Here is a 20776-nt window from a genome sequence, read left to right on the forward strand (position 1 = left end):
GCCGCGGCCGTCCAGGGCATCGACGCCCTCAACCACGGAGACGTGGGCGTCCGCTCGCTCCAGGAACACGCGGAACACCTGACCGCGGCCCGCGATCAGTCCTGACGACACACAACGCTGAGGGGGGACACCGGAAACGGCGTCCCCCCTCAGCGTTGTGCCGGTGTCCGTCAGCTGGTGACGGCCGGGCCCGACGTGTCGATGGCAAGGGAGACGGCGAGGGCGCCCAGCACCGTGCCCATCATGTAGCGCTGCACCTTCAGCCAGGAGGGGCGGCGGGAGAGGAAGACGGCGATCGTGCCGGCGGCGAGCACGATGGTCAGGTTGACCGCGATGCTGACCACGATCTGGAAGGAACCGAGAATGATGCCCTGGAGCAGGACGTGGCCCCGGTCCAGGTCGATGAACTGGGGGATGAGGGAGAGGTACATGATGGCGATCTTCGGGTTGAGAAGGTTCGTCATCAGGCCCATGGTGAACAGCTTGCGCGGCGAGTCGTGCGGCACGTCCTGCGGGTCGAAGACGGAGAGGCCGCCCGGCTTCAGGGCGTTCCAGGCCAGATAGGCGAGGTAGGCGGCGCCCGCCAGCTTCACCGCGACGTACAGCTCGGGCACGGCGAGGAAGACGACCGACAGGCCCAGGTTCGCGGCGAGCAGGTACATCATGAAGCCCAGGGCCACACCGCCGAGGGAGATGATCCCGGCGCGCCTGCCCTGGGTGATGCTGCGGGAGACGAGGTAGATCATGTTCGGGCCGGGGGTGAGCACCATGCCGAGTGCCACCACCGAGACGCCGAGGATTCCGCTCAGTTCAACCATGAAAACCCCTCATTCGTAGGTGCGTTGCACCGCCGTTCTCCGCGTGCGCCTCGTCGGCGCCGTCGTCGTGCACGGCCTCGGCGAGGTCGTGGGCGATGTCGTGCAGGAGGTGGCGGGTGAAGAAGTCGACGGTGAGCCGCGGATCGGCCAGGCGCGGGTCGTCGCGGTGCCAGTCGTCGGCGGTCAGCAGGGCCAGGCGGCGGGCCAGGGTCTCGGCGGCCCGGCCCAGCTCCTTCGCCACGTGCCGGGGCTCCTCGTCCCGGTAGTGCGGAGCGCTGTCGGGGCAGGCCGGCCATGCCCCGGGAGTTGCACCGAGCATCGGGCTCGGTGCAATCATAGATTGACCCAGGATTGCATCGAGTCGGATGTGGAACAGCAGGCACATGTCACGGACGTGACAGCCGCACTCCAGGGGTGACCAGGCGGGGGTGCCCGCGCGCCGGCTGCTGAGGCCCGGGCCCCGGAGCACACGCTGCCAGGCGGTCGCGTACTCCCGCAGCGCGTCGGCGATGGAGTCCTGCCTGATCAGGCCGGATGTGAAGCCGCAGTGACGGCAGTCGGGAAGTGGCGCGGGAGTGCGGCCGAGCGGGGACCGGGTTCGGGTCGTCGTCTTCACTGAGCCCAGGACTCCCTTCCTGACCTCGGGGCAATGCCTGGAGCTTAGGGCAGGGCAATTGCTCGATGCAACTGCTCTATTGCACCGAGTGCAATGCTGTGGTTGGATGAGGGCGACCCGGGGTGGACGAGGGGAGCACGAGTCGTGAAGGACTATCAGAGCGTCGCCGACGCGGTGGCCGAGGAGATCCGGTCCGGCGTCCTGAGACCCGGCGACCGCCTTCCCCCGCAGCGCGAGTTCGCCCGGCAGCAGGGCATCGCCAACTCCACCGCCACACGCGTGTACCAGGAGCTGGCCCGCCGTGGCCTGACCGTCGGCGAGGTGGGACGCGGTACGTTCGTGCGCGCGGGGTCCGCGAAGTCCGGTGCCGGCCTCCTCGCGCTCACCGAACCGGCGGCCGGCCGCGTCGACCTGGAGCTCAACTACCCAGCCGTACCCGAGCAGAGCGCGCTCCTCGCCGAAGGGCTCAGCGGGCTGCTGCGCCCCGACGCCCTCGGGTACGCCCTGCTGCCGGTCGGCACGTCCGGCCTGCCGGCCGTCCAGGAGTCCGCCGCCGACACCCTCGCCCGCGGCGGCTGGCGACCCGACCCCGCGCAGGTCCTCTTCGCGGGCAACGGACGGCAGGCCATCTCGGCCGTCATCACCGCCCTGGTGCCGCCGGGCGGGCGCCTCGGGGTCGAGGAGCTGACCTACCCCGTGATCAAGGCCGTGGCCGCCCGGCTCGCCATCACCCTCGTCCCGCTGGCCATGGACGACGCCGGACTGATCCCGGAGGCCGTGGAGGAGGCCCACGCGGCGGCCCCGCTGCACGCCGTCTACGTGCAGCCGAGGCTGCACAACCCGCTCTCGCTCACGATGCCCGAGCAGCGCGTCGAGCAGCTGGCGGAGGTTCTGCTGAGGCTCGGGCTGCCCGCGGTCGAGGACGCCATCTGGGCGTTCCTGCGCGACGAACTGCCGCCGCTCGCCGCCTACGCCCCCGAGCGAACCGTCCTGATCGACAGCCTGTCCAAGCGCATCGCGCCCGGCCTGACCCTCGGCTTCGCGGTGGCGCCCCCGGTCCTGACGAGCGAGATCGCCGTCGCCCTGCGGTCGGGCGGCTGGTCCCCCATGCGGTTCGCGCTGGAGGCCGCCCACCGCTGGCAACAGGACGGCACCGTGCAGAAGCTGGTGGCCGCCAAGCAACGGGAAGCGGCGGTACGACAGGAGATCGCGGCCCGGCACCTCGCCGGTTTCGCCGTGCGGAGCCATCCGCGCTCCTATCACTGTTGGTGGCAACTTCCCCGCCCATGGCGTGCGGACACGTTCGTCGCCGCCGCCGCGCGGCACGGGATCGGGGTCGTGCCCGCCGCCGCGTTCACCGTCGGCGGCAGCCAGGCCCCCAACGCCATCCGCCTGGGCCTCGCCTCACCGCAGCCGGAGGTCCTGTCGCAGGCACTCGGCAAGCTCGTCGAACTCGCCCGGTCCGCCCCGGACGACCTCGTCACCGACTGACGCGGGAGGTCGGTGCGCAGTGAAATTTTCTCCCCGGAGGTGAATCGTTAATACGCTTTCGGGGAGATCCCTTGTTTCTCCGGAAGAACCACGGAAAGCGCCCTGACTCCGCCCGGGACATCTCCCGGAGCGGCGGAACGGGGAATTGCCGGTGGCAGAATTCAGTCGGACTGGCTGGAATTAGCCCCATGCCGAGTCGTCGTCCGTCGTCGCGACACCCGCGACAAGGGCGGTGCAGACACGGCCGTACTGGGCAGTCTGGTACATCTTCGATACCTCGCCAGTGTGAGTAGTTCCATGTTTAGCAACATCCCGGCAGGTGGACGGTCATGATCATTCGCGGCCCGGGCCAGGCGGGAAACACCTGGCAGGAGCCCGCTTCGACCGTGTCCCCCACGTGATCAATGATGCTGACGTGCGGACCGGGATGCGAGAGCGACAGGCGTCGGGAACCCGCAACGCGCCAACACGAAGGTGGGACATATGTGCCAGGAAGAGGACATCGAGGAGAAGGGCGACGGCCGAAAGCGCGTCGACGGAACCTCGTCCGCGGTGCTTTTCTGCGCTCAGGGTCTGGAGCGTTACCGCGAAGCCCTCAATGACGGGGCGATATCGGGAGAGATTCCCGAATGCCTCATCTCCTACCGGCTGGTGCGCCCCATTCCGGGCGCCGCCGGACTCTACGTCCCGATTCCGCCGAAGGTCGCCGAGGCCGACCTCACCCGCTCCGTGGTCCGAGAGATCGAACACCACGAGAATACGCTGGCGTCACTGCGTTCGTCCTTCGTGGCCGCGGACAGCCTCTACCACCGGGCGCAGCACGACACCGGAGTTCCCATCGAGTCCCTGAGGGGCGCGGACGTGATCAGTCAGTCCCTTCGGCTGGTCGTCGAGGCGTGCAAGGAGGAACTGCTCACGGCACAGCCGGGCGGCGGCCGGTCTCCCGCCCTCCTGGCCGAGGCCCTGCCGCGTGACCTCGCGATCCTGCGGCGCGGCGTCGGGCAGCGGACCCTCTATCAGCACAGTGTCCGCACCCACCAGCCGACCCTCGCCTACATCGAGCGCGTGACGGCCGAAGGTGCCGAAGTCCGCACCGTGGACGAGATATTCGAGCGCCTCATCATCTGCGACCGCACGGTCGCCTTCATCCCCGGCATCCCCGAACGCAAGAACGCCGCCCTCGCCGTCCGGCACCCCGGCGCCGTCGCCTTCCTCGTCAAGGTCTTCGACCACACGTGGGCACGCGCCCGTCCGGTCTCCATCGCACCCGAACAGCATCGCCCGGACCTGGTGACCGACTCGGTCCGCGCCGCCGTGCTCCGCATGGTCGTCACCGGCCACACCGACGAGGCCATCGCCGCTCGCCTGGGCGTGAGTTCCCGCACGGTCTCGGCCCACATCAAGAAGGTCGCCGAGGTCCTGGGCAGCCGCAGCCGCGCCGAGCTCGGCTATCTCATCTCCCAGCGCGGCCTCCTCAGGCAGGGGGAGCCGGTGGGCGCCTCCTGAACGCGGCCGGGCCGGCCCGCCTTCGCCGACGGCCTGTCAGGGGTGAGGGCGGCCGGGCGAATCGCACCGATTCGTACCGGCCGGCACGGTGATGCCGGCGGAACGACCCGGCGTTCGCACACAGGTTTTACCGTCCCGTGGTTGCCGCCACCACGGGACCGTCGGATTCTGGGTCACCATGCCGTCGGGCAGCTGGTTCTGCTGGTCACGGGGGGTTGCATGGGTCCCTCCGTGCTGAGCGGGGGATGGTCATGCACCTGGAGTTCCGGCACCTCCGTGTCCTGCTCACCGTCGCCGAGGCCGGCAGCATCCGCAAGGCCGCCGCACGGCTGCAGCTGTCCCAGCCGGCCACGAGTGCTCAGCTGAAGCGGATCGAACACGAGCTGGGCGGCCCGCTCTTCATCCGCAGCGCCGACGGCGTGACGCCGAACGAGAACGGACAGTACGTCCTGCGCTGCGCCCGCGACCTCGTCGTCGGGTTCGACCGGATGCGCGAGTACGCCCGGTCGGCGGCCGAGGCGGACCGCAAGGCCGCCGCGCCGCTGAGGGCGGGCGGAACCGCCGGCCCCCTGGTGTCCCTGCTGGTCTCCGCCCTCTTCGAACTCGTCCCGGAACGCCGGCTCACCATAGACGCCCGGCGTTCCGTGCACGCCCTGGTGAAGTCGCTGAGCCTGGCGAAGTGCGACATCGCGGTGTTCGGCGAGTTCCCCGGATTCCCGCTCCCGGTCGGCGAGTCGGTGGCGACACGCACACTGCTCCGCGAACCGGTCTTCGTCCTGCTCGCCGAGGACCACCCGCTGGCGCGCCAGGAGACGGTCGGTCTCCATGAGCTGGCGGGGGAGGAGTGGGTCATGCCGGAGGCCGACGAGAGCGGTGTGCACGCGTACCTTCATCTCACCTGCCAGGCGGCCGGATTCACTCCGCGGATCGCCCATGTGACGCCGGACCTGTCCGTGGCACAGATCCTGGTCGCCGGCCGCCGTGCCGTCTGCGGCGTCTGGCCGACCGCCGATGTCCCCGCCCAGGGCACCGTGCAACGGCCGCTCGTGGACGTCCCGTTCCACCGGCGGCTGCTGCTGGCCTGGAACACGGAATCGGTTCCCCCCGAGCTCGCCGACGCGGCCGGCGAGCGCGTCCTGGCCGCCTATCTGTCGCTCGTGCGGCAGCGACCGCCGTATCTGGCCTGGTGGCAGGACGGGGGCGAGGAGTTCGCCCTCGGCGAGGGCACGTGACCGGCGGGCCGCGGTTCCCCGTGCCCTATAGCTCCGCGGCTATATCCCAGATGGAGTCACGTCAGGAACATGTCACCTGGTGAACACTTCGCGTCAACGTCCCCCCAGGACGTCGTCACCCCACGACGAGCGAAGGAATCACCCCGTCATGCCCCGTCCTCTGCATGCCCTTTCCGTCATGGTCGCCGCCGGCGTCATCACCGCGGGCGCGATGGCCGTACCCGCCCACTCGCAGACCAACGCGGTCCAGCGCGGAACCTCCGTCCGCGACACGGCGATATCCCAGGCCAAGGCGAACGTGACCCGGCACGCCGACACCTTCGGCTTCGGCCCGGGCCAGAGACTCCACGTCAAGGACGTCGTGATCGACGCCGACGGCACCCAGCACGTCCGCTTCGAGCGGACCTACCGCGGCCTCCCCGTCGTCGGCGGCGACTTCGTCGTCCACCAGAAGGCCGACGGCTCGCTCAAGGGATCGTCCCGCGCCAAGGCCCACAAGGTGGCGCTCAAGTCCGTCACCCCCGCCATCGGCGCCAAGAGCACCGCGGCCGGCGCCCTGAAGCGCTCGCACGGGTTGGTGCACAAGGCCAAGTCCACCCCCGAGCTGATCGTGTGGGCCGCCGACGGCACCCCCCGCCTGGCCTGGCGCACCACCGTGCAGGGCCTGGGCGACAAGGGCCAGCCGCACGGCGAGGTCTTCGTCACCGACGCCACCACCGGCGCGGCGATCGAGAACTACGACGCCGAGCACGAGGCCACCGGCACCGGCCACTCCGAGTACACCGGTGACGTCGGCATCGACACCACCCAGCAGGCCGATGGCACCTTCGCCCTGATCGACCCGGTGCGCGGCCACATCACCAAGGACGCGCACAACCTCTCGTCCTCGTCCCTGAAGAGCACCTCCGGCACCCTGTTCACGGACGCCGACAACGTCTGGGGCGACGGCAGGAAGTTCTCCACCGACCGCGCCACCGCCGCCGTCGACGCGCACGCCAACACCGCGAAGACCTTCGACTACTACAAGACGACCTTCGGCCGCAACGGCATCAAGAACGACGGCCGCGGCGCCACCGTCTTCGTCCACGTCGGCACCAACTGGGACAACGCCCAGTGGTCGGACACCTGCTTCTGCATGATGACCGGCGACGGCGACGGCACCACCGACCCCGAGCAGGTCGACCTCGACACCATGGGCCACGAGATGACCCACGGCGTCACCTCGGCCACCGCCAACCTGCGCTACAGCGGTGAGTCCGGCGGCCTGAACGAGGCCACCAGCGACATCCTCGGCACCATGGTCGAGTGGTACGCCAACAACCCGGTCGACACCCCCGACTACCTCTTCAGTGACCAGTCCACCCCGCCGTGGCTGCGCCGCTTCGACAAGCCGTCGCTGGACGGCCGCTCCGCCGACTACTGGTCGAAGTCGGTCGGCCGGCTCGACGTGCACAACTCCTCCGGCGTCGGCAACCACTGGTTCTACCTCGCGAGCGAGGGCAGCGGCGCCAAGACCATCAACGGCGTCTCCTACAACAGTCCGACGTACAACGGCTCCACCGTCACCGGTATCGGCAACCAGAAGGCTTCCGCCATCTGGTACCGGGCGCTGACCGTCTACATGACCTCCACCACGGACTACAAGGGCGCCCGCACCGCGACCCTGAACGCGGCGAAGGACCTCTACGGCGCCACCAGCCCCGAGTACGCCACCGTGGCCGCGGCCTGGAGCGCGGTCAACGTCGCCTGACCGGCGGTGGGGGCGGGCCCCGAACGGCCCGCCCCCACCGGAGGCGCGGATCAGAAGGGCTTGGTCGGCAGGTACTTGCCGTCCAGGGTGATGACGGCGCGCTCGCCGCCCTCGGGGTCGGCGACCTTCTTCACGTCGAGCCTGAAGTTGATCGCGGAGATGATTCCGTCGCCGAACTGCTCGTGGACGAGGGCCTTGAGGGTGGTCCCGTAGACCTGGAGCATCTCGTAGAAGCGGTAGACGGTCGGGTCGGTGGGGATGCCGCCGGGGATCGAGCCGCGGGTGGGGATGGTCCGCAGCAGCATCGCCGCGTCCTCGTCCAGGCCCAGCAGCTCGGCGACCGCGTTCGCGGACTTCTCCGGCAGGGGGTGCTGGCCGAGGACGGCGGCCGTGGTGAAGGCGACGGACAGGCCGGCGGCGTCGGCGATCTGCTGCCAGGAGAGGTTCTTGCGGGTCTTGGCCTCCACGGCCTGAGCGGCCAGGGCCTCGCGGGCGGCGGGGGTGAACTGGGCGTGCACCATGAGTGGGTTCCTTTCGGTGTGTGCCCCGCGCGCATCGTGCGCGGAACGAGGGCGGGCTTCGCGGGCCCGGGTGGCGCCGACGGCGTCGGCCCCGCCCGGGAAACCGGGGTCAGGCCGTGAGTACGGCGGGGGAGCCGATGACCTTGAGTTCCTCGACGCGGCCGGTGGCGATGTCGAAGACCCAGCCGCGCAGAGCGACCCTCCGCTGCGCCAGCGCGCGGGCGACCGACGGGTGGGTGGCCAGGTTCGCCAGCTGGGCCAGCACGTTCCCCCGCACCAGGGCCGGCACGTCCCCGGCGGTGGCGGTACGGGCCACCGAGGCGTCGGCGAGCCGCAGCCAGCCGGCGACCGCCGGGGCGTCGCTCAGGTCGTGACGGTGGGCGAGGGCGGTCATCGCGCCGCACGCGGAGTGCCCGCAGACGACGATGTCCGTCACGCCGAGCGTGACGACGGCGTACTCGACGCTCGCCGCGACCCCGTCGGCGCCGGGGGTGTGGGCGGGGACGAGATTGCCGGCGGTGCGGATGACGAACAGCTCGCCGGGTTCGCAGCCGGTGATCAGCTCGGGGACGACGCGGGCGTCGGAGCAGCCGATGAACAGCGTGTGGGGGGTGTGGTGGGCGGCCAGGTGGGCGAAGAGCTCCTTCTTGGCCGGGAAGACGTCCTGCTGGAATCGCGCGACGCCCGCGGCGAGGTCATACATGGGTGACTCCCTTTCGTGGCGGCCCGGCCCGTGGGGCCTGGCGAGATCCACCATGCATGACCTCGATGTATAGAGTCCAAGACGCGCTGACCATGGCAGCCATTGATGCCATCTATAGTTCTGCTCATGGCCCTGGAACTGCGTCATCTGCGCTACCTGCTCGCCGTGGCCGATCACGGCAACTTCACCCGCGCCGCCGAGGACCTGCACATCTCCCAGCCCACGCTGTCCCAGCAGATCAGGCAGCTTGAGCGGACTCTGGGCACGCAGCTGCTGGACCGTACCGGCCGCACCGTACGCCTCACCGACGCCGGCGAGGCGTACGCCCACCACGCCCGGAGCGCGCTGCGGGACCTGGCCGCCGCCGAGCGTGCCGTCCACGACGTGCAGGATCTCTCGCGCGGGCAGCTGCGCCTTGCGGTCACGCCCACGTTCACGGCCTACCTCGTCGGCCCCCTCACCGCGGAGCTCCACACCCGCCACCCCGGCATCACCCTCACGGTGCGGGAGACGACGCAGGCCGACATCGAGACCGGGCTGCTGGCCGACGCGTTCGACCTCGGCATCGCCTTCCAGGGCCCTCACCTGGCCGGCGTCACCGCCACCGCCCTGTTCACCGAGACGCTCACCCTGGTCACCGGCACCCACCACCCTCTCGCCGGCCGCCCCGGCCCGCTACCGGTGCGCGACCTGGCCGACCGTCAACTGGCCCTGCTCACCGGCGACTTCGCCACCCGCGGCCACATCGACGCCTATCTCGGACGACACCGGGTCAGCCCGCGCATCACCGTCGAGGCCAACTCCATCCAGGCCCTCACCGAAGTCGTCCAGCGCACCCCGCTCGCCACCGTCCTCCCCGACGCCGTCACCCACGACCACCCCCGCCTCACCCCAGTCCCGCTCGAGCCCGCCCTCCCCACTCGCACCGTCACCCTCGTGCGACGCGCCGACGCCTACCAGAGCGCCGCCACCCGTGCCTTCACCCACCTCGTCCACGACCTCGTGCGCACACGCGGATACACGCCGGCCCCGTGACCACACCACCGTCGGTCAGGTGTCCCACAGCCCCGTGTGCTCCCTGTGCGCCTCGGTCAGGCCGTCGCGGAAGAACCGCTCGTAGTAGCCGAGTTCGGGATGGTGCACCTGGAGCCAGATGCCGGGCACCTGAATGGCGTCGACGTGTGCGGGGAACCGGTCGTGCGTGGCGTGGATGTACTCGCACACGTCGCGGGCGCACTCGATGACCCGCTGGTCGTACTCGCGGGCCTCGGCGAGGTAGCGCTGCCCGTAGTCGTCGCGGTAGATGCCCGTGAATAGGTCCTTGTCGTGGTAGATGCCCTTCGGACCGAACTTCGCCCGGACGACGGCGTCGACCGCCTCCGACATCGACGGGTGGTACGGCGGGCAGGCCGCTCTGATCAGCGGTTCGCCGTCGACGCTGAGCCCGACCGGATGCGAACGCGCGGTCGCGAACCTGGGCAGGGGCAGCTGCCAGCGCGGAAGGTCCAGCGGGCGCCAGCGGGGGGTGACGAAGTCGAAGCCGAGCATCCGCCCGTACCGCGCCGAGAACTTCGGGTCGCCCAGCATGATCTGCGGGTTGATCGAGGCGTGGATCCACGCGCCGAGCCCCATGGCGTCCGCGGTCAGCATGAGGTTCTGCAGCAGCAGCTCGGCCTCGATCTGGGTGCGCAGCGGGCCCAGCACACCCAACGGAAGCTTCAGGTCCTTGTTCAGGAAGCCGTTCCGCACCCACGTGCGCACCCCGGCGGGGCGGTAGAAGTTCCGGTCGTCGACGAGCGTCGGCCGGGCCCCGTCCGGCTGGGTGAGCAGGTACATCAGGCCGTTGATGTACTGGTGCGAGAGGTCGACGACCGGCAGGAAGAGGGTGCTGCCGGGCAGGTTGGACAGCACGCGGTTGGAGTCGAGGTAGGCCGGGAAGTCGCGCATGCCCTCGGCGACGTCCAGGCGGTGGTCCAGGACCCGCACCTTGGCCAGCCGAGCCCGCTCGACCAGCGAGCCGGGCTCGACGGAGGCGTCCGGCGACGGCGGCAACTTGCGCAGGTAGTAGGTGCCACTGTCGTTGATCATGAAGAAGTGGGTGCCCTGCGCGTTGTCGGGGCTGCCTGCCGTCCGGCCGGCCATGTTGAGGTTCGGCTTGGCCATGATGGGCTTGCCGTCGCGCGGATCCTCGAACGGCCGGTCCGGCATGGTGAGCCCGGTGCAGCCGGTGAGGGCGATCAGCACCGCCTCCTCCAGCTCGCCGAGCGGTAGCGGGGCGTCGGACGAGCGATAGCTCATCGAGCCGGCGGGGACGGCCGCACCCCGGCTGACCCGGTGGGTGCGCCGCCACCAGATGGTCTCCAGGAGCGGTCGTGCCAGCAGTGCTTCGAGCCCCCGATGCCGGCTGGACACCGTCATGGTCCTCTCCTTGTCCCGGGAACGCCCTTTGACTCAGGACTCCGTGGTGCGGGGACCGTTCGGCGGTGTCGGCACCGGCCGCCACGGCACGAAGGCGCTCGCGTCGCGCGGCAGGAAGCTCGCCAGCTCCGGGCACTGCCGCAGGATGACCTCGGTCATGCCGCTGCGCTCGATCCAGTCCATGCCGAGCTGCGTGTACAGCTCGGGGCGGTAGTCCACGGTGAGGAAGCGGTCGCTCTGCAGCCTCCGGGTCGCCATCAGGATGAAGACGCGGAAGGCCGTGTCGCTGAACCCGAATCCGGTCGGCGGGTTCTCGGCGAACAACCCGACCATGGTGTCGATCTCGTCGACCGACCGGTAGAGCTGCTTCAGCCCCGCCAGCGTCCCGGGTTCGGCCGTCAGGTCCTCGAAGCGGCGGATACGCTCCTTGTGCAGGCCGGCCCGGAAGTCGTTGTAGCGGGGGACCCCACGGCGGCGGGCGCGCACCAGGTCGACCACGGACAGGTCGATGATCTCGCCGTCCCGCTCGAAGTGCCGCAGTGCCTGCGGGAAGTTGTGCAGGGTGATCGCGCCCGGATGGGCGATGCCGAACGAGTACAGGGAGTCGGGCAGGCCCGTCTTGCGGATCAGGGGCTCGGCCGCGGTGCCCTGCACGTCGTCGAAGCCGAGGGTGTCCAGCCGCCGCCCGAAGCGGTGGTCGCAGATCTCGAAGTCGTCCGGGATCAGCGGATGCATCCGGTAGACGGTGACGAAGTCCTCGGTGAGGGAGTAGGGCGCGCCGTGATGGTCGGGCACGGTCTCGGGGATGCCGGTCAGCGAGTGCGCCTCGAACAGCCACAGCCCCAGCCGCTCCAGCCACTTCGCGGGCGGACCCTGCCAGTTGGTCTTCAGCCCGATGTCGATGGCCTCGGTGGCGAGGATCGCCGGTGTCCACTCCACCGTGTGGATCTTGGCGATGAGCGCGGACACGATGAGCCGCGCCGTGTGGTAGACGCGCTCCTCGTCCATCCGCGGGTACGCGCGCCGCAGCTCCGCGCACACCGTGTTGTGCTCCCTGGCGAAGAGGGTGTGCATCACGCTCAGGCCCAGCCACCAGTTCTCGCGGACACCGGTGAGCGGGACGCCGTTCGGGCCGAGCGGCAGATGGCCGTCCTCCAGCCGCAGGTCGGCGCCGCCGTCGGCGTCGCGCAGGGAACGGGCGGCCTTCTCGTCGCCGCCGTAGAGCTCCGAGCCGTCCCACCAGTGGGAGGCCGTGTCGGCGAAGTGGACCGGCGCGCCGTCGCCGGCCATCGCCACGTTCTCGGCGAAGCGCATCACCTGCTCCGTGGGACCGCCCGGGGTGTTGTGCCACTCGACGCCCGGCGGCAGCGGCACCTCCACGCTGGAGGTACCCGTCGGGTAGCGGCTGTGGTTGACCCAGTCGTGCACCTGGAACTGGATCCACGCGGCGGCGAGCAGATTCAGGGACCGGGCGGGCAGGAACGTGTCGCGTTGCAGCAGCAGCCTGCTGACCTCGTACGGGCTGGGCTCGTCGAAGAGGTCCGGGCGCAGCACGGGCGGCATGTTGCGGCCGAAGGCCGCGCCCACGGCCCCCATCGCGGGGGCGGACAGGTCGTTGAACGTGCCGTCGTAACTGCGGGCGACCCGCAGCGACTCGTCGATCGGCGGCGGCACCGGGACGGGCTGCGGCGGGGCCTCGTGGCGGTCGGTGTCGATCAGGTTCTTCGCGCGCAACGTCTTGCGCAGGAAGACGAGGTTGAGCAGGCCGGCCGGCAACGGCAGCCGGTACCAGGGCACCCACCGGTTGAGGACACGGAAGGCGGCACCCACCGGTGCGCTCAGCACCTTGTTGCGCCGGGGTTCGTCGGTGGTGAAGCGGTAGCCCAGCCGCTGCGCGCTGCTCGCCTCGTAGGCGGCCTTGCGGGCACGGTTGAGATTGCCCAGCGGCCGGAACTCCTGCGTGGTGTGCCAGGGGTTGAACGCCAGCTCCTCGATCCGGCGCGCGGCCGTGCGGGCCTCGGCGGTGTCGAGGTTCTGGCGCGGGATGGTCAGGGTGGCCACGGGCACCGTCGGGGTGACGTCCTCCCGCCATTCCACCGAACCGTCCTCGACGGGGGTGATCGCCTCGCTGACGTACCGCTGCACGAGCAGCTCGAAGGCGACATCCCCGCGGGCCAGGCGCTGCGCGAGCTCGCGGCTCAGATGGTCCGGGTCGCCGCGGGCCGGCACGGGCGCGTCGGGCGCGCCCCGCACGGGGCGCAACTGGTAGCGCACCGGCCCGGCCTCGCCCCACAGGATGGCGCCGCGGCTCCAGTACGTCTCCAGGGCCAGGCTGCGCACATCGTCGCGCGCACCGGCCCGCACGTTGCGGCGCATCCGGGCGGCGGTGGGCCGGCCGACGGCGAAGGGCAACATGACGAACAGCGCGAACGCCTTCTGGAAGCGGGTGCGGGCGCCCGCCATCGTCCTGGCGAACGCCACGAACTCACGGGCGTTGCGCGCGTGGGACACCGGAAAGTTCGTCATGAGAAGGTCGTGCGTACCGTCGGAGGCCTCGACGCGGAGCGCCGCGCCGCGCATGTCCGGCAGGGAGTCGGCCTGTGGGGTGCCGCTGGCGTTGGACAGCCGGACGGTGACCGGGTACTCGGCACCCGGCTGGACGAAGCCGGTCCGCAGCTCGGGCGGCACCTGGTCGTGGATCCTCAGACGGGCGTTCTCCACGCCGAGCACCGGCTTCGCATGGAAGGTCCTGGCGAGAGCCGCTGCCCCGCCGGACTTCTTGATCTTGACCTGGACGCGCATCAGCTCCCCGGCCAGTTTCTCGAAGACCAGCCGCTCGGCCTCCGCGCTGCCGCCCTCGTACCGCTCGTACTCCGCTGTCCTGGTCATGCTTGCGCCCTGCCTTTCCTGCGCGGTTCGCGCTGCTGCGCGCGCGTCACGCCGCGGACGCGGATCACGTGCCGGAGAGCGCCGTCACGCGCGTTGCTGACGATGCGTCGGGCATCGCGTCGGCCGGATTCGACGGCCGCGTCGATGAAGTCGGGCTCGAAGAGGACGTGGCTCAGCGGCTCGCCTCGGCCGGGGGCAGCCGACGGGGTCTCCTCACCGCCGAGCCCACTCGTCCATGTTCGCGCAACCCGTCGCCGCTCGCATGTCGCGACCGCGGAGAAGGGGCACGGCGCGGTGCTACCCGGGAATGCCGAGTTCCTTCAGGTACGTGAGGCGGGCGTTTATCGCCGCGGAGAAGTGCCGCCAGTCGAGGCTCTCCACCAGCTCGATCGGCTTCGGGTGCTCGGCCGACGACGTGACGTAGCACGCGGCGTCGTAGAGCTGCTCCGCCACGAGCCGCTCGCAGAAGATCCCGAACCTGTCCTGGTACGACGTGCCCTGCCAGACCGGGTCGGCGGGCAGCGCGCCCTTGGCCGTCTTGACGGGCCTGCGGGACCCGTCACCGTCCTGCATGATGAAGAAGTAGCCCAGCCAGGGCTTCTCCTTCGAGAACAGCTCGGCGAGGGCCGCGCGGCGCAGGTCGACAGCGCTGCCGAGTGCCTCTTCGACCCGGTTGTTGTAGTTGTTGCCGTACGACGGTCCGCCCAGAGCCTTCAGCTCGAACGCCGCCACGAGGACGTTCTCATGGACGACGACGAGGTCCCACTGCTTCTGCGGCCGGTAGTAGCCGGGCAGTTCAAGGCCCTGTGACTTGGTGACGCGGATGCTCGAAGCCGGGTAGCCGGCCTCCAGGAAGAACTTCGCCAGGAGCGTCGCGATGACGTCGAAGTGCTTGCCCCCTCGGACCGAGCCGGCGGTGCCGGCCCCCACCGCGTTCTTGATCGCGGACTGCTCGTTCTGCAGTTGCTTGGCACCCCAGTACGCCGCGATGGCGTCTTCGAAGTCCTGGCGGGTGACCGTCAAGATTCGTTCCTCCTAGTCAGGCAGCTCGGCGAGCCCGTAGACACGCAACGCGGCCTCGGTGGCGGCCTCCACATCCCGCCGGTCGAAGGCTTCGGCGAGAGCGGCCCGGTCGCTCCCGCTGATCGTCGCCGGGTCCGGAACGCGGATCTTCCGGAGGTACTGCGCCTGGAAGCGGAGGGTGCCCCCACGCATCTTGACCGCGTATGCCTCCACGAACGCTTCCGCGACCCTGGACAGCAGCAGGCCACCGAGTACGCGCATGTCCCAGACGTCCGAGACGATGAAGTACAGGTTGTGGTGAGGGTACAGGCCCCCCTCGTCGAGGACCGGATGGATCCTCAGCTTCATGTCCGGGAACAGCAGCTTCTGACGACGGGTCAGCCGGTGGTCGACCTTGTCGATGGTCTTGTACCAGCGGTGAGGCTGCTTGACCGCGACGTAGCGCTTGCGCAGGGCCGCGCCGTGCTGCTCGAAGTAGGAGGCGAGACGCGGGTAGGCATCGAGGTCCACCAGATCGCCGCCGGCCGTCCAGGGATTGACCAGGTAGGTGCCGTCCCAGTCGACCGTGCCACTGGTGGTGTCCCGGACCATGGCCATGGGAAGCAACCGGTCTTCCTCCACCAGCTCCCTGTCCTTGGTGAGGAAGACCTTGTCCGCGCCGGTGGCGATGCCGATCCCGACTCTCGTGCCCGTCTCCGGGTCTTCCAGGAGCCGGAAACGCTCGGTGAGATCCTCAAGGACGGCGAGCCTGGCCGGTGAAGCGGCCGGCCACGAGTCCTCCTCCGGGAACCAGTGCGGCATGCGAGCGGCCTGGTAGGAAGCCGTGGCAGCCGTCGACCGCTCGCCCGCCGCGTACCAGTCGACGAACTCCCGCGCCTGTTCCGCTCCGAACGACCGGTTCGTGTCCGCGGCGACCGCCGTGCCCTGGGGCTCGTTCGAGATGACGGTGATCGCGGGGTAGGCCGCGACCTGCTCCTCGAAGGCGTCGACGTCGTGCATCACCAGGGCGAGGTCCATGCTGAAGTGCCGGGTCACCAGCTGCCTCAACCGTCGGCCGTACTGGTTCCGCATCCAGCGGTCGGCGCAGATGAAGCCCAGTCGGCCGCCCCGGTTGAGGCTGCGCAGGGCCACCTCGTAGAAGCCGATGTAGATGTCCGCCCGGCCCCCCATCGTGGAGCACACGCGGCGGTACGCCGCCATCCTGTCGTCGGGAACGTCTTCGAGGCGGATGTACGGAGGGTTGCCGACGACGTAGTCGGCACGCTGCTCGGTGATCGACTGCAACAGGTAGTCGCCCTGCCGCACCCACGCGGCGGCGACCCTGCGCGCCTCCTTCGGCTCCCAGCCCTGTGCCCGCAGCCTCTCCGTGACCAGCGCCCGGCTCTGCTCCACATTGCGGTCCAGCAGGTCGAAGGCGCGGACGGCGTCGATCGCGTCCGCGAGGGGGCGACGGTGCGCACGGCATGACGCACTGATCCGGGACGCGATGACGCTCAGGAACGCCCCGCCGCCGCACGCGGGCTCCACGAGCCGCAGATCGCACAGATCCTTGTCCGCCGTGTAGCCGAGAAGATCCAGGATGAGCTCGACAACCCAGGCACGCGTGAACACCTCGCCATGCTCCACCGCCTCCTGCAGAGACTCGGGAAGGGAGAGGTCGTCGGTGCCGAACAGCGCGAAAGTTGCCACGCAAGGACACTACCGTCCGCCATCGGCGGGGCGGTGATCGTCCTCCCGGCCGTGGGGTTCACCTGCCCCAGATCCTCCGGTACGCCTCCCGGTAGCCCGAGGGGTCCCAGGCCGTGGCTCCTTCGCTGTTGTCCGCCGTGGCGATGTGGACGGGCGCGACATAGCCGCTGGCCGGCCGGCCGGAGAAGGCGCGGTTGAATTCGTCGAGGATCTGCCAGCCCTGCAGCGACAGCGGTTCGGGGACGGTGGCCGCCTGGTACTGCCTGCTGTTGACGCGCTGGAAGGCGGACGGGTCGCCGTCGCCGGCGCCGATGTTGAAGGGCGGGCCGGATCCCTTCTCCCCGGCCGCGCGGAAGGCGGGGGCGGCGTCGGCGAAGTACAGGTCGTTGATCGCGACGGAGTGGGTCCACCGGCTCCCGAAGCGGGAGAGAAGGACGGAGACCTCCCTGGGGGTACGGCTGCTCGCGTCCGGGATCGGGATGTTCTCGTACGACAGCAGCCGCACGCCCGGACAGGCGGCCAGACCCTTCCTGATCAGCTCGGACTTGTGTTGGGCGAAGGGGATCGAGGCGTCGGTGAACAGGACGACCCCCGCATGGCCGTGGGAGTGGGAGATGACCCACTGCGCGCTGATCGCGGCGACGTCGTCGACGTGGGTGGTGACGTTGGTGAAGAGCCTGGGGTGCGCGCTGGGGCCCGGGGCGGCGACCGCGTGCCAGCCGATGAGCGGGATGTGCGCCGCGGTGGCCCGCGCGACCTGCAGCGAGGTCGAGCCGGGGTCGAAACCGCCGATGACGATGCCCGAGGGCCTGAGCGCCACGGCCTCGCTCAGGGCCGCCAAGATGCCGGCTGGGGTGCCCTCGCCGTCGATGACCCGGACGTTCCAGCCGAGGACCCGGGCGGCCTCCCGTACGCCCTGTGCGACGCCGGCGACTCCGGGGTTGGTCATGGTCTGCGCGACGTAGACGATCGTCTTGCCGGGAACCGCCGTGGGGCCGCCGGCCGGCCCGTTCCAGGGGACGTCGGTCCGCTCCGCCCGGGTGACGGCGGCCTCGGCCCTGGCCTGGGTGGCGGGGCAGCCGCTCGGCCCGGTGGTGGAGACGCCGGGGCCGTTCGACGAGCCGCGTTCGCAGCCGGCGAGGGTGGTGGCGGCCAGCAGCAGGGCGAGGGAGACCGCGCGCGCCGTGACGACGCCGGGGACGGCCGCGCGGTCGCGGTGCACGGGAACTCCTCGCGCAGGAGTGAGGGAACGCGTGAGGCGGGTCATGGGACGGGGTCCGTCGTGCCGGTCGTCCGCTCCGCCCGGGTGACGGCGGCCTCGGCTCTGGCCTGGGTGGCGGGGCAGCCGCTCGGCCCGGTGGTGGAGACGCGGGGGCCGTTCGACGAGCCGCGTTCGCAGCCGGCGAGGGCGGTGGCCGCCAGCAGCAGGGCGAGGGCGCGCGTGGCGCGGATCACGGGGTGGTGCCCGTCGTGCCGGCCTCCCGCCCCGGGGGCGCTTCGCGGGAGGCGTCGGCGCCGGTGCGCAGGCGGCGGGCGGAGTAGCCGGCCAGTCCGACGGCGAGCAGGAGTGTGCCGCCGTAGAAGAGGGGGATCGTCCAGAAGTCGGCGCCGAGCTGGCCGATGCCGGTGAGGCCGACGGCGAGCACGGCGACGGCGACGAGCGTGCCCAGGGCGTTGGCGCGACCGGGCCTGATCGCGGTGGAGCCGAGGAGGGCGCCGGCGAAGGCGGGCAGCAGATAGTCGAGGCCGACGCTCGGATTGCCGATCTGCTGCTGGGCCGCGAGCAGCACACCGGCGCAGCCGGTGATCAGTCCCGACGCGGTGAACGCGTAGACGGTGTACCTGCGGGTCGGGATGCCGACGAGGTCGGCGGCGCGCGGGTTCGACCCGACGACGTAGAGGTACCGGCCGAGCGGCAGCCGCTCCAGCACCAGCCAGAGAGCGACCGCGAGGGCCAGCACGCAGTAGGCGGGTACCGGGACGCCGAGCAGCCTGGAGCCGTAGAGATCGGTGAAGGCGGCGGGGAGACCTCGGGGGCCGGGGACGATCCGGCCGCCGTCGGTGACCGCGCCCGTCACGGCGTACATCATGCTGCCGGTCCCGAGGGTGGCGATGAAGGAGTCGATCCGGCCGAACTCGACGACGACACCGTTGAGGACGCCCACGGCCGCCCCTCCGGCGACCACCACGAGGCAGGCCCATGGCCAGGGCCACCGCTCGTTGACGATCAGCTGCATCACCATGACGTGCGCCAGGCCGAGGCCGTAGCCGAGGGAGAGGTCGAACGCGCCGGTCACGATGGGGACCGTGGCCGCGAGCGCGAGGACGGCGGGAATCGACTGGGTGGACAGCAGTGAGTCGACCGTGTCCCGCGTGGGAAACGTACGCGGCAGGACGAGGGAGAAGGCCAGGACGAGCAGAACGGTGAGGACCGGCAGGCCGTAGGCGCTGATGAGGTGTCCGGCGGGCCCCCGCCGGCGCGCCCGGGACGGCGAGGCTGGCGGGTCGGTCATGGGCGCGTCGCGGTTCCGGAGGAGGGCATGGCCGAGGCCGCCCGGGTGAGTCCGGCGACCGTAAGGGCCGGACCGCTCAGCTCGGCCGTCACGGACCCGCGCACGAACACCAGGGCGCGCCGGCACACGCCCGTGACCTCCTCGAAGTCCGTGGAGACGAGCAGCACGGCGAGGCCGGCGGCCAAGGCCTCGTCGAGCAGGCGGTAGACGGCGGCCTTGGCTCCGATGTCCACGCTCGCGGTCGGTTCCTCCAGGATCAGCAGGCGCAGGCCCGCCCGGAGCCACCGGCCGATCATGACCTTCTGCTGGTTTCCGCCGGACAGCGTGCCGATGGGTGCCTCGGTGTCGCGGGGACGCACCGAGAGCCGCTCGATCAGGCCTTCGGCCTCGGCACGCTCGCGGCGGGGGGCGATCCACCGCGGCGCCGGCAGGCCTCCGGCGCGCGGGTTGGCCAGGAGGTTCTCCCGTACGGTCAGCTCGGCGGCGCAGCCCTCGCGCTGTCGGTCGCCGGGCACGAAGCCGACACCGAGGCGGACGGCGTCGGCGACCGTGCGGGGTCGGTACGGCCGGCCGCCGAGGAGTGCCCGGCCGCCCCGGAGAGGCCGGGTGCCGGCGAGGGCCCGGCCCAGGTCCATGTGCCCGGCGCCGGAGAGGCCCACCAGGCCCAGGACCTCCCCGGCCCGGAGTTCCAAGGCGACCGGTCCCGTGCCGGCGGTCCGTACGCCGTCGAGGGTCAGGACGGCCGGGCCGTCGCCGGGGGCGGGGGAGGGGCGGTGGTCGGGCAGCTCCTCGCCGACGATGTCATGCACGAGGCGGGTGGGGCTGTGGCCCGCCAGGGTGCCGTGGCTGACGAGGCGGCCGTCGCGCAGGACGGCGAACGCGTCGGCGACCCGGTACACCTCGTCCAGCCGGTGGCTGACGTAGAGGAGGCCGTGCCCCTGGTCGCGCAGGGCGTGCAGGACGCGGAAGAGCCGGGCGCAGTCGGCGGCGGGCAGCCGGGCGGTCGGCTCGTCGAGGACGATGAGTCTCGACCGGGCGGCCAGGGCACGGGCGACGGCGACCAGCGAGCGTTCGGCGGGGGAGAGGCGGGCGACCGGCGCGGCGGGGTCCAGATGTCCGGCGACGATCCGCAGGGCCTCGGCGCAGCGCTCCCGGGTGCGCCGCCAGGAGATCAGACCGGCGCGGCGCTGGTACCCGACGCTCAGGGCGATGTTCTCGGCGACGGTCATCCAGTCCACGAGCCCCAGGTCCTGGTGGATGAAGGACATGGCTCGGGAGGCGGCACGACTCCCGAGCGGGTGCCCGTCCACCGTGACCTGTCCCGCGTCGGCGTGATGGACGCCGGCGAGCACCTTGATGAGCGTCGACTTTCCGGCTCCGTTGGGGCCGAGCAGGGCGAGGACGCTGCCCGCCTGGACATCGAGGTCGACCCCGTCCAGCGCGCGGGTCCCGCCGAACCGCTTGGCGAGCCCGCGGATGCGGACCAGGGGTTCCGCAGAGGTGTCGGGAGGGTCGTGCACGGACATCTCCGAAGGTCGGCCTGGCGAGTTCTTCCCGACTGTCGCCCTTGATCCTAGTAGCCCGGGCAATGGCATTTGAGGTATTTG

General features: G+C 70.9%; 16 protein-coding genes and 1 pseudogene. 5 read left to right on the top strand and 12 right to left on the bottom strand.

The features are described 5' to 3' along the window. Nucleotides 1–170: 170 nt before the first annotated feature. Both ABZ937_RS40015 and ABZ937_RS40020 read right to left on the bottom strand, forming a co-directional pair. Nucleotides 171–818 carry a LysE family translocator gene (locus tag ABZ937_RS40015; protein ID WP_361699847.1) on the bottom strand — a complete coding sequence of 216 codons (648 nt, stop codon included), beginning with the start codon at nt 816–818 and terminating at the stop codon, nt 171–173. Continuing rightward, the gene (locus ABZ937_RS40020; protein WP_361699850.1) at nt 811–1137 is read right to left on the bottom strand and encodes a hypothetical protein; all 327 of its coding nucleotides are present in this window, start codon (nt 1135–1137) and stop codon (nt 811–813) included. Before ABZ937_RS40020 ends, ABZ937_RS40015 begins: the two co-directional genes overlap by 8 nt. A 441-nt stretch (nt 1138–1578) precedes the next feature. Between ABZ937_RS40020 and ABZ937_RS40025 the strand changes: the two genes are divergently transcribed. The 4 genes from ABZ937_RS40025 (at nt 1579) to ABZ937_RS40040 (ending at nt 7413) form a co-directional block, all read left to right on the top strand. Beyond that, nucleotides 1579–2925, top strand: coding sequence for a PLP-dependent aminotransferase family protein (locus ABZ937_RS40025; protein WP_361699852.1), 1347 nt, complete (start codon nt 1579–1581; stop codon nt 2923–2925). Between the two features lie 483 nt (nt 2926–3408). Next, nucleotides 3409–4431, top strand: a complete 1023-nt coding sequence (locus tag ABZ937_RS40030) for a LuxR C-terminal-related transcriptional regulator (RefSeq protein WP_361699855.1) — start codon at nt 3409–3411, stop codon at nt 4429–4431. Between the two features lie 251 nt (nt 4432–4682). Beyond that, complete coding sequence (locus ABZ937_RS40035; protein ID WP_361699858.1) at nt 4683–5663, top strand: LysR family transcriptional regulator; 981 nt, start codon at nt 4683–4685, stop codon at nt 5661–5663. Between the two features lie 148 nt (nt 5664–5811). Next, entirely contained in the window at nt 5812–7413 is a 1602-nt protein-coding gene (locus ABZ937_RS40040; protein ID WP_361699861.1) for a M4 family metallopeptidase, read from the top strand. Between the two features lie 50 nt (nt 7414–7463). Here ABZ937_RS40040 and cynS read toward each other — a convergent pair whose 3' ends face one another. Both cynS and ABZ937_RS40050 read right to left on the bottom strand, forming a co-directional pair. Further along, complete coding sequence (gene cynS / locus ABZ937_RS40045) at nt 7464–7934, bottom strand: cyanase (RefSeq protein ID WP_361699864.1); 471 nt, start codon at nt 7932–7934, stop codon at nt 7464–7466. A 109-nt stretch (nt 7935–8043) separates the two neighbouring features. After that, on the bottom strand, nt 8044–8637 hold the full coding sequence (locus tag ABZ937_RS40050; protein WP_361699867.1) for a carbonic anhydrase: 594 nt from the start codon (nt 8635–8637) through the stop codon (nt 8044–8046). A gap of 126 nt (nt 8638–8763) precedes the next feature. Here ABZ937_RS40050 and cynR point away from each other — a divergent pair, with 126 nt between their 5' ends. Further along, on the top strand, nt 8764–9672 hold the full coding sequence (gene cynR / locus ABZ937_RS40055; RefSeq protein WP_361699870.1) for a transcriptional regulator CynR: 909 nt from the start codon (nt 8764–8766) through the stop codon (nt 9670–9672). Between the two features lie 15 nt (nt 9673–9687). On the opposite strand, the gene ABZ937_RS40060 is transcribed toward cynR, so the two are convergent. The 8 genes and pseudogenes from ABZ937_RS40060 to ABZ937_RS40095 form a co-directional block, all read right to left on the bottom strand. Then, complete coding sequence (locus ABZ937_RS40060; protein ID WP_361699873.1) at nt 9688–11055, bottom strand: hypothetical protein; 1368 nt, start codon at nt 11053–11055, stop codon at nt 9688–9690. 33 nt (nt 11056–11088) lie between these two features. Then, a complete protein-coding gene (locus ABZ937_RS40065; protein WP_361699876.1) occupies nt 11089–13944 on the bottom strand; it encodes a peroxidase family protein in 2856 nt (951 codons plus the stop codon). A 297-nt stretch (nt 13945–14241) separates the two neighbouring features. Continuing rightward, nucleotides 14242–14967 (bottom strand): PaeR7I family type II restriction endonuclease, encoded by a 726-nt coding sequence (locus tag ABZ937_RS40070; protein ID WP_361699879.1) that lies wholly within the window; start codon nt 14965–14967, stop codon nt 14242–14244. A 12-nt stretch (nt 14968–14979) separates the two neighbouring features. Beyond that, complete coding sequence (locus ABZ937_RS40075; protein ID WP_361699882.1) at nt 14980–16656, bottom strand: Eco57I restriction-modification methylase domain-containing protein; 1677 nt, start codon at nt 16654–16656, stop codon at nt 14980–14982. 58 nt (nt 16657–16714) lie between these two features. After that, nucleotides 16715–17878, bottom strand: coding sequence for a substrate-binding domain-containing protein (locus ABZ937_RS40080; RefSeq protein ID WP_361699884.1), 1164 nt, complete (start codon nt 17876–17878; stop codon nt 16715–16717). A 41-nt stretch (nt 17879–17919) separates the two neighbouring features. Beyond that, nucleotides 17920–18111, bottom strand: a complete 192-nt coding sequence (locus ABZ937_RS40085) for a hypothetical protein (protein ID WP_361699886.1) — start codon at nt 18109–18111, stop codon at nt 17920–17922. Then, nucleotides 18108–19124 (bottom strand): annotated as a pseudogene (locus ABZ937_RS40090) (ABC transporter permease); the annotation flags it as partial. The gene ABZ937_RS40085 and the pseudogene ABZ937_RS40090, both read right to left, overlap by 4 nt. Before the next feature lie 41 nt (nt 19125–19165). Continuing rightward, nucleotides 19166–20695 (bottom strand): sugar ABC transporter ATP-binding protein, encoded by a 1530-nt coding sequence (locus ABZ937_RS40095; protein ID WP_361699889.1) that lies wholly within the window; start codon nt 20693–20695, stop codon nt 19166–19168. Nucleotides 20696–20776: the final 81 nt, after the last annotated feature.

This window comes from Streptomyces sp. NPDC046727 (assembly GCF_040645635.1).
Classification (GTDB): Bacteria; Actinomycetota; Actinomycetes; order Streptomycetales; family Streptomycetaceae; genus Streptomyces.

Coding starts and splice junctions, on each gene's coding strand:
- ABZ937_RS40015 (WP_361699847.1), bottom strand. CDS start 818: ATGGTTGAACTGAGCGGAATCCTCGGCGTCTCGGTGGTGGCACTCGGC.
- ABZ937_RS40065 (WP_361699876.1), bottom strand. CDS start 13,944: ATGACCAGGACAGCGGAGTACGAGCGGTACGAGGGCGGCAGCGCGGAG.
- ABZ937_RS40020 (WP_361699850.1), bottom strand. CDS start 1,137: ATGCTCGGTGCAACTCCCGGGGCATGGCCGGCCTGCCCCGACAGCGCT.
- cynS (WP_361699864.1), bottom strand. CDS start 7,934: ATGGTGCACGCCCAGTTCACCCCCGCCGCCCGCGAGGCCCTGGCCGCT.
- ABZ937_RS40040 (WP_361699861.1), top strand. CDS start 5,812: ATGCCCCGTCCTCTGCATGCCCTTTCCGTCATGGTCGCCGCCGGCGTC.
- cynR (WP_361699870.1), top strand. CDS start 8,764: ATGGCCCTGGAACTGCGTCATCTGCGCTACCTGCTCGCCGTGGCCGAT.
- ABZ937_RS40095 (WP_361699889.1), bottom strand. CDS start 20,695: ATGTCCGTGCACGACCCTCCCGACACCTCTGCGGAACCCCTGGTCCGC.
- ABZ937_RS40060 (WP_361699873.1), bottom strand. CDS start 11,055: ATGACGGTGTCCAGCCGGCATCGGGGGCTCGAAGCACTGCTGGCACGA.
- ABZ937_RS40030 (WP_361699855.1), top strand. CDS start 3,409: ATGTGCCAGGAAGAGGACATCGAGGAGAAGGGCGACGGCCGAAAGCGC.
- ABZ937_RS40035 (WP_361699858.1), top strand. CDS start 4,683: ATGCACCTGGAGTTCCGGCACCTCCGTGTCCTGCTCACCGTCGCCGAG.
- ABZ937_RS40050 (WP_361699867.1), bottom strand. CDS start 8,637: ATGTATGACCTCGCCGCGGGCGTCGCGCGATTCCAGCAGGACGTCTTC.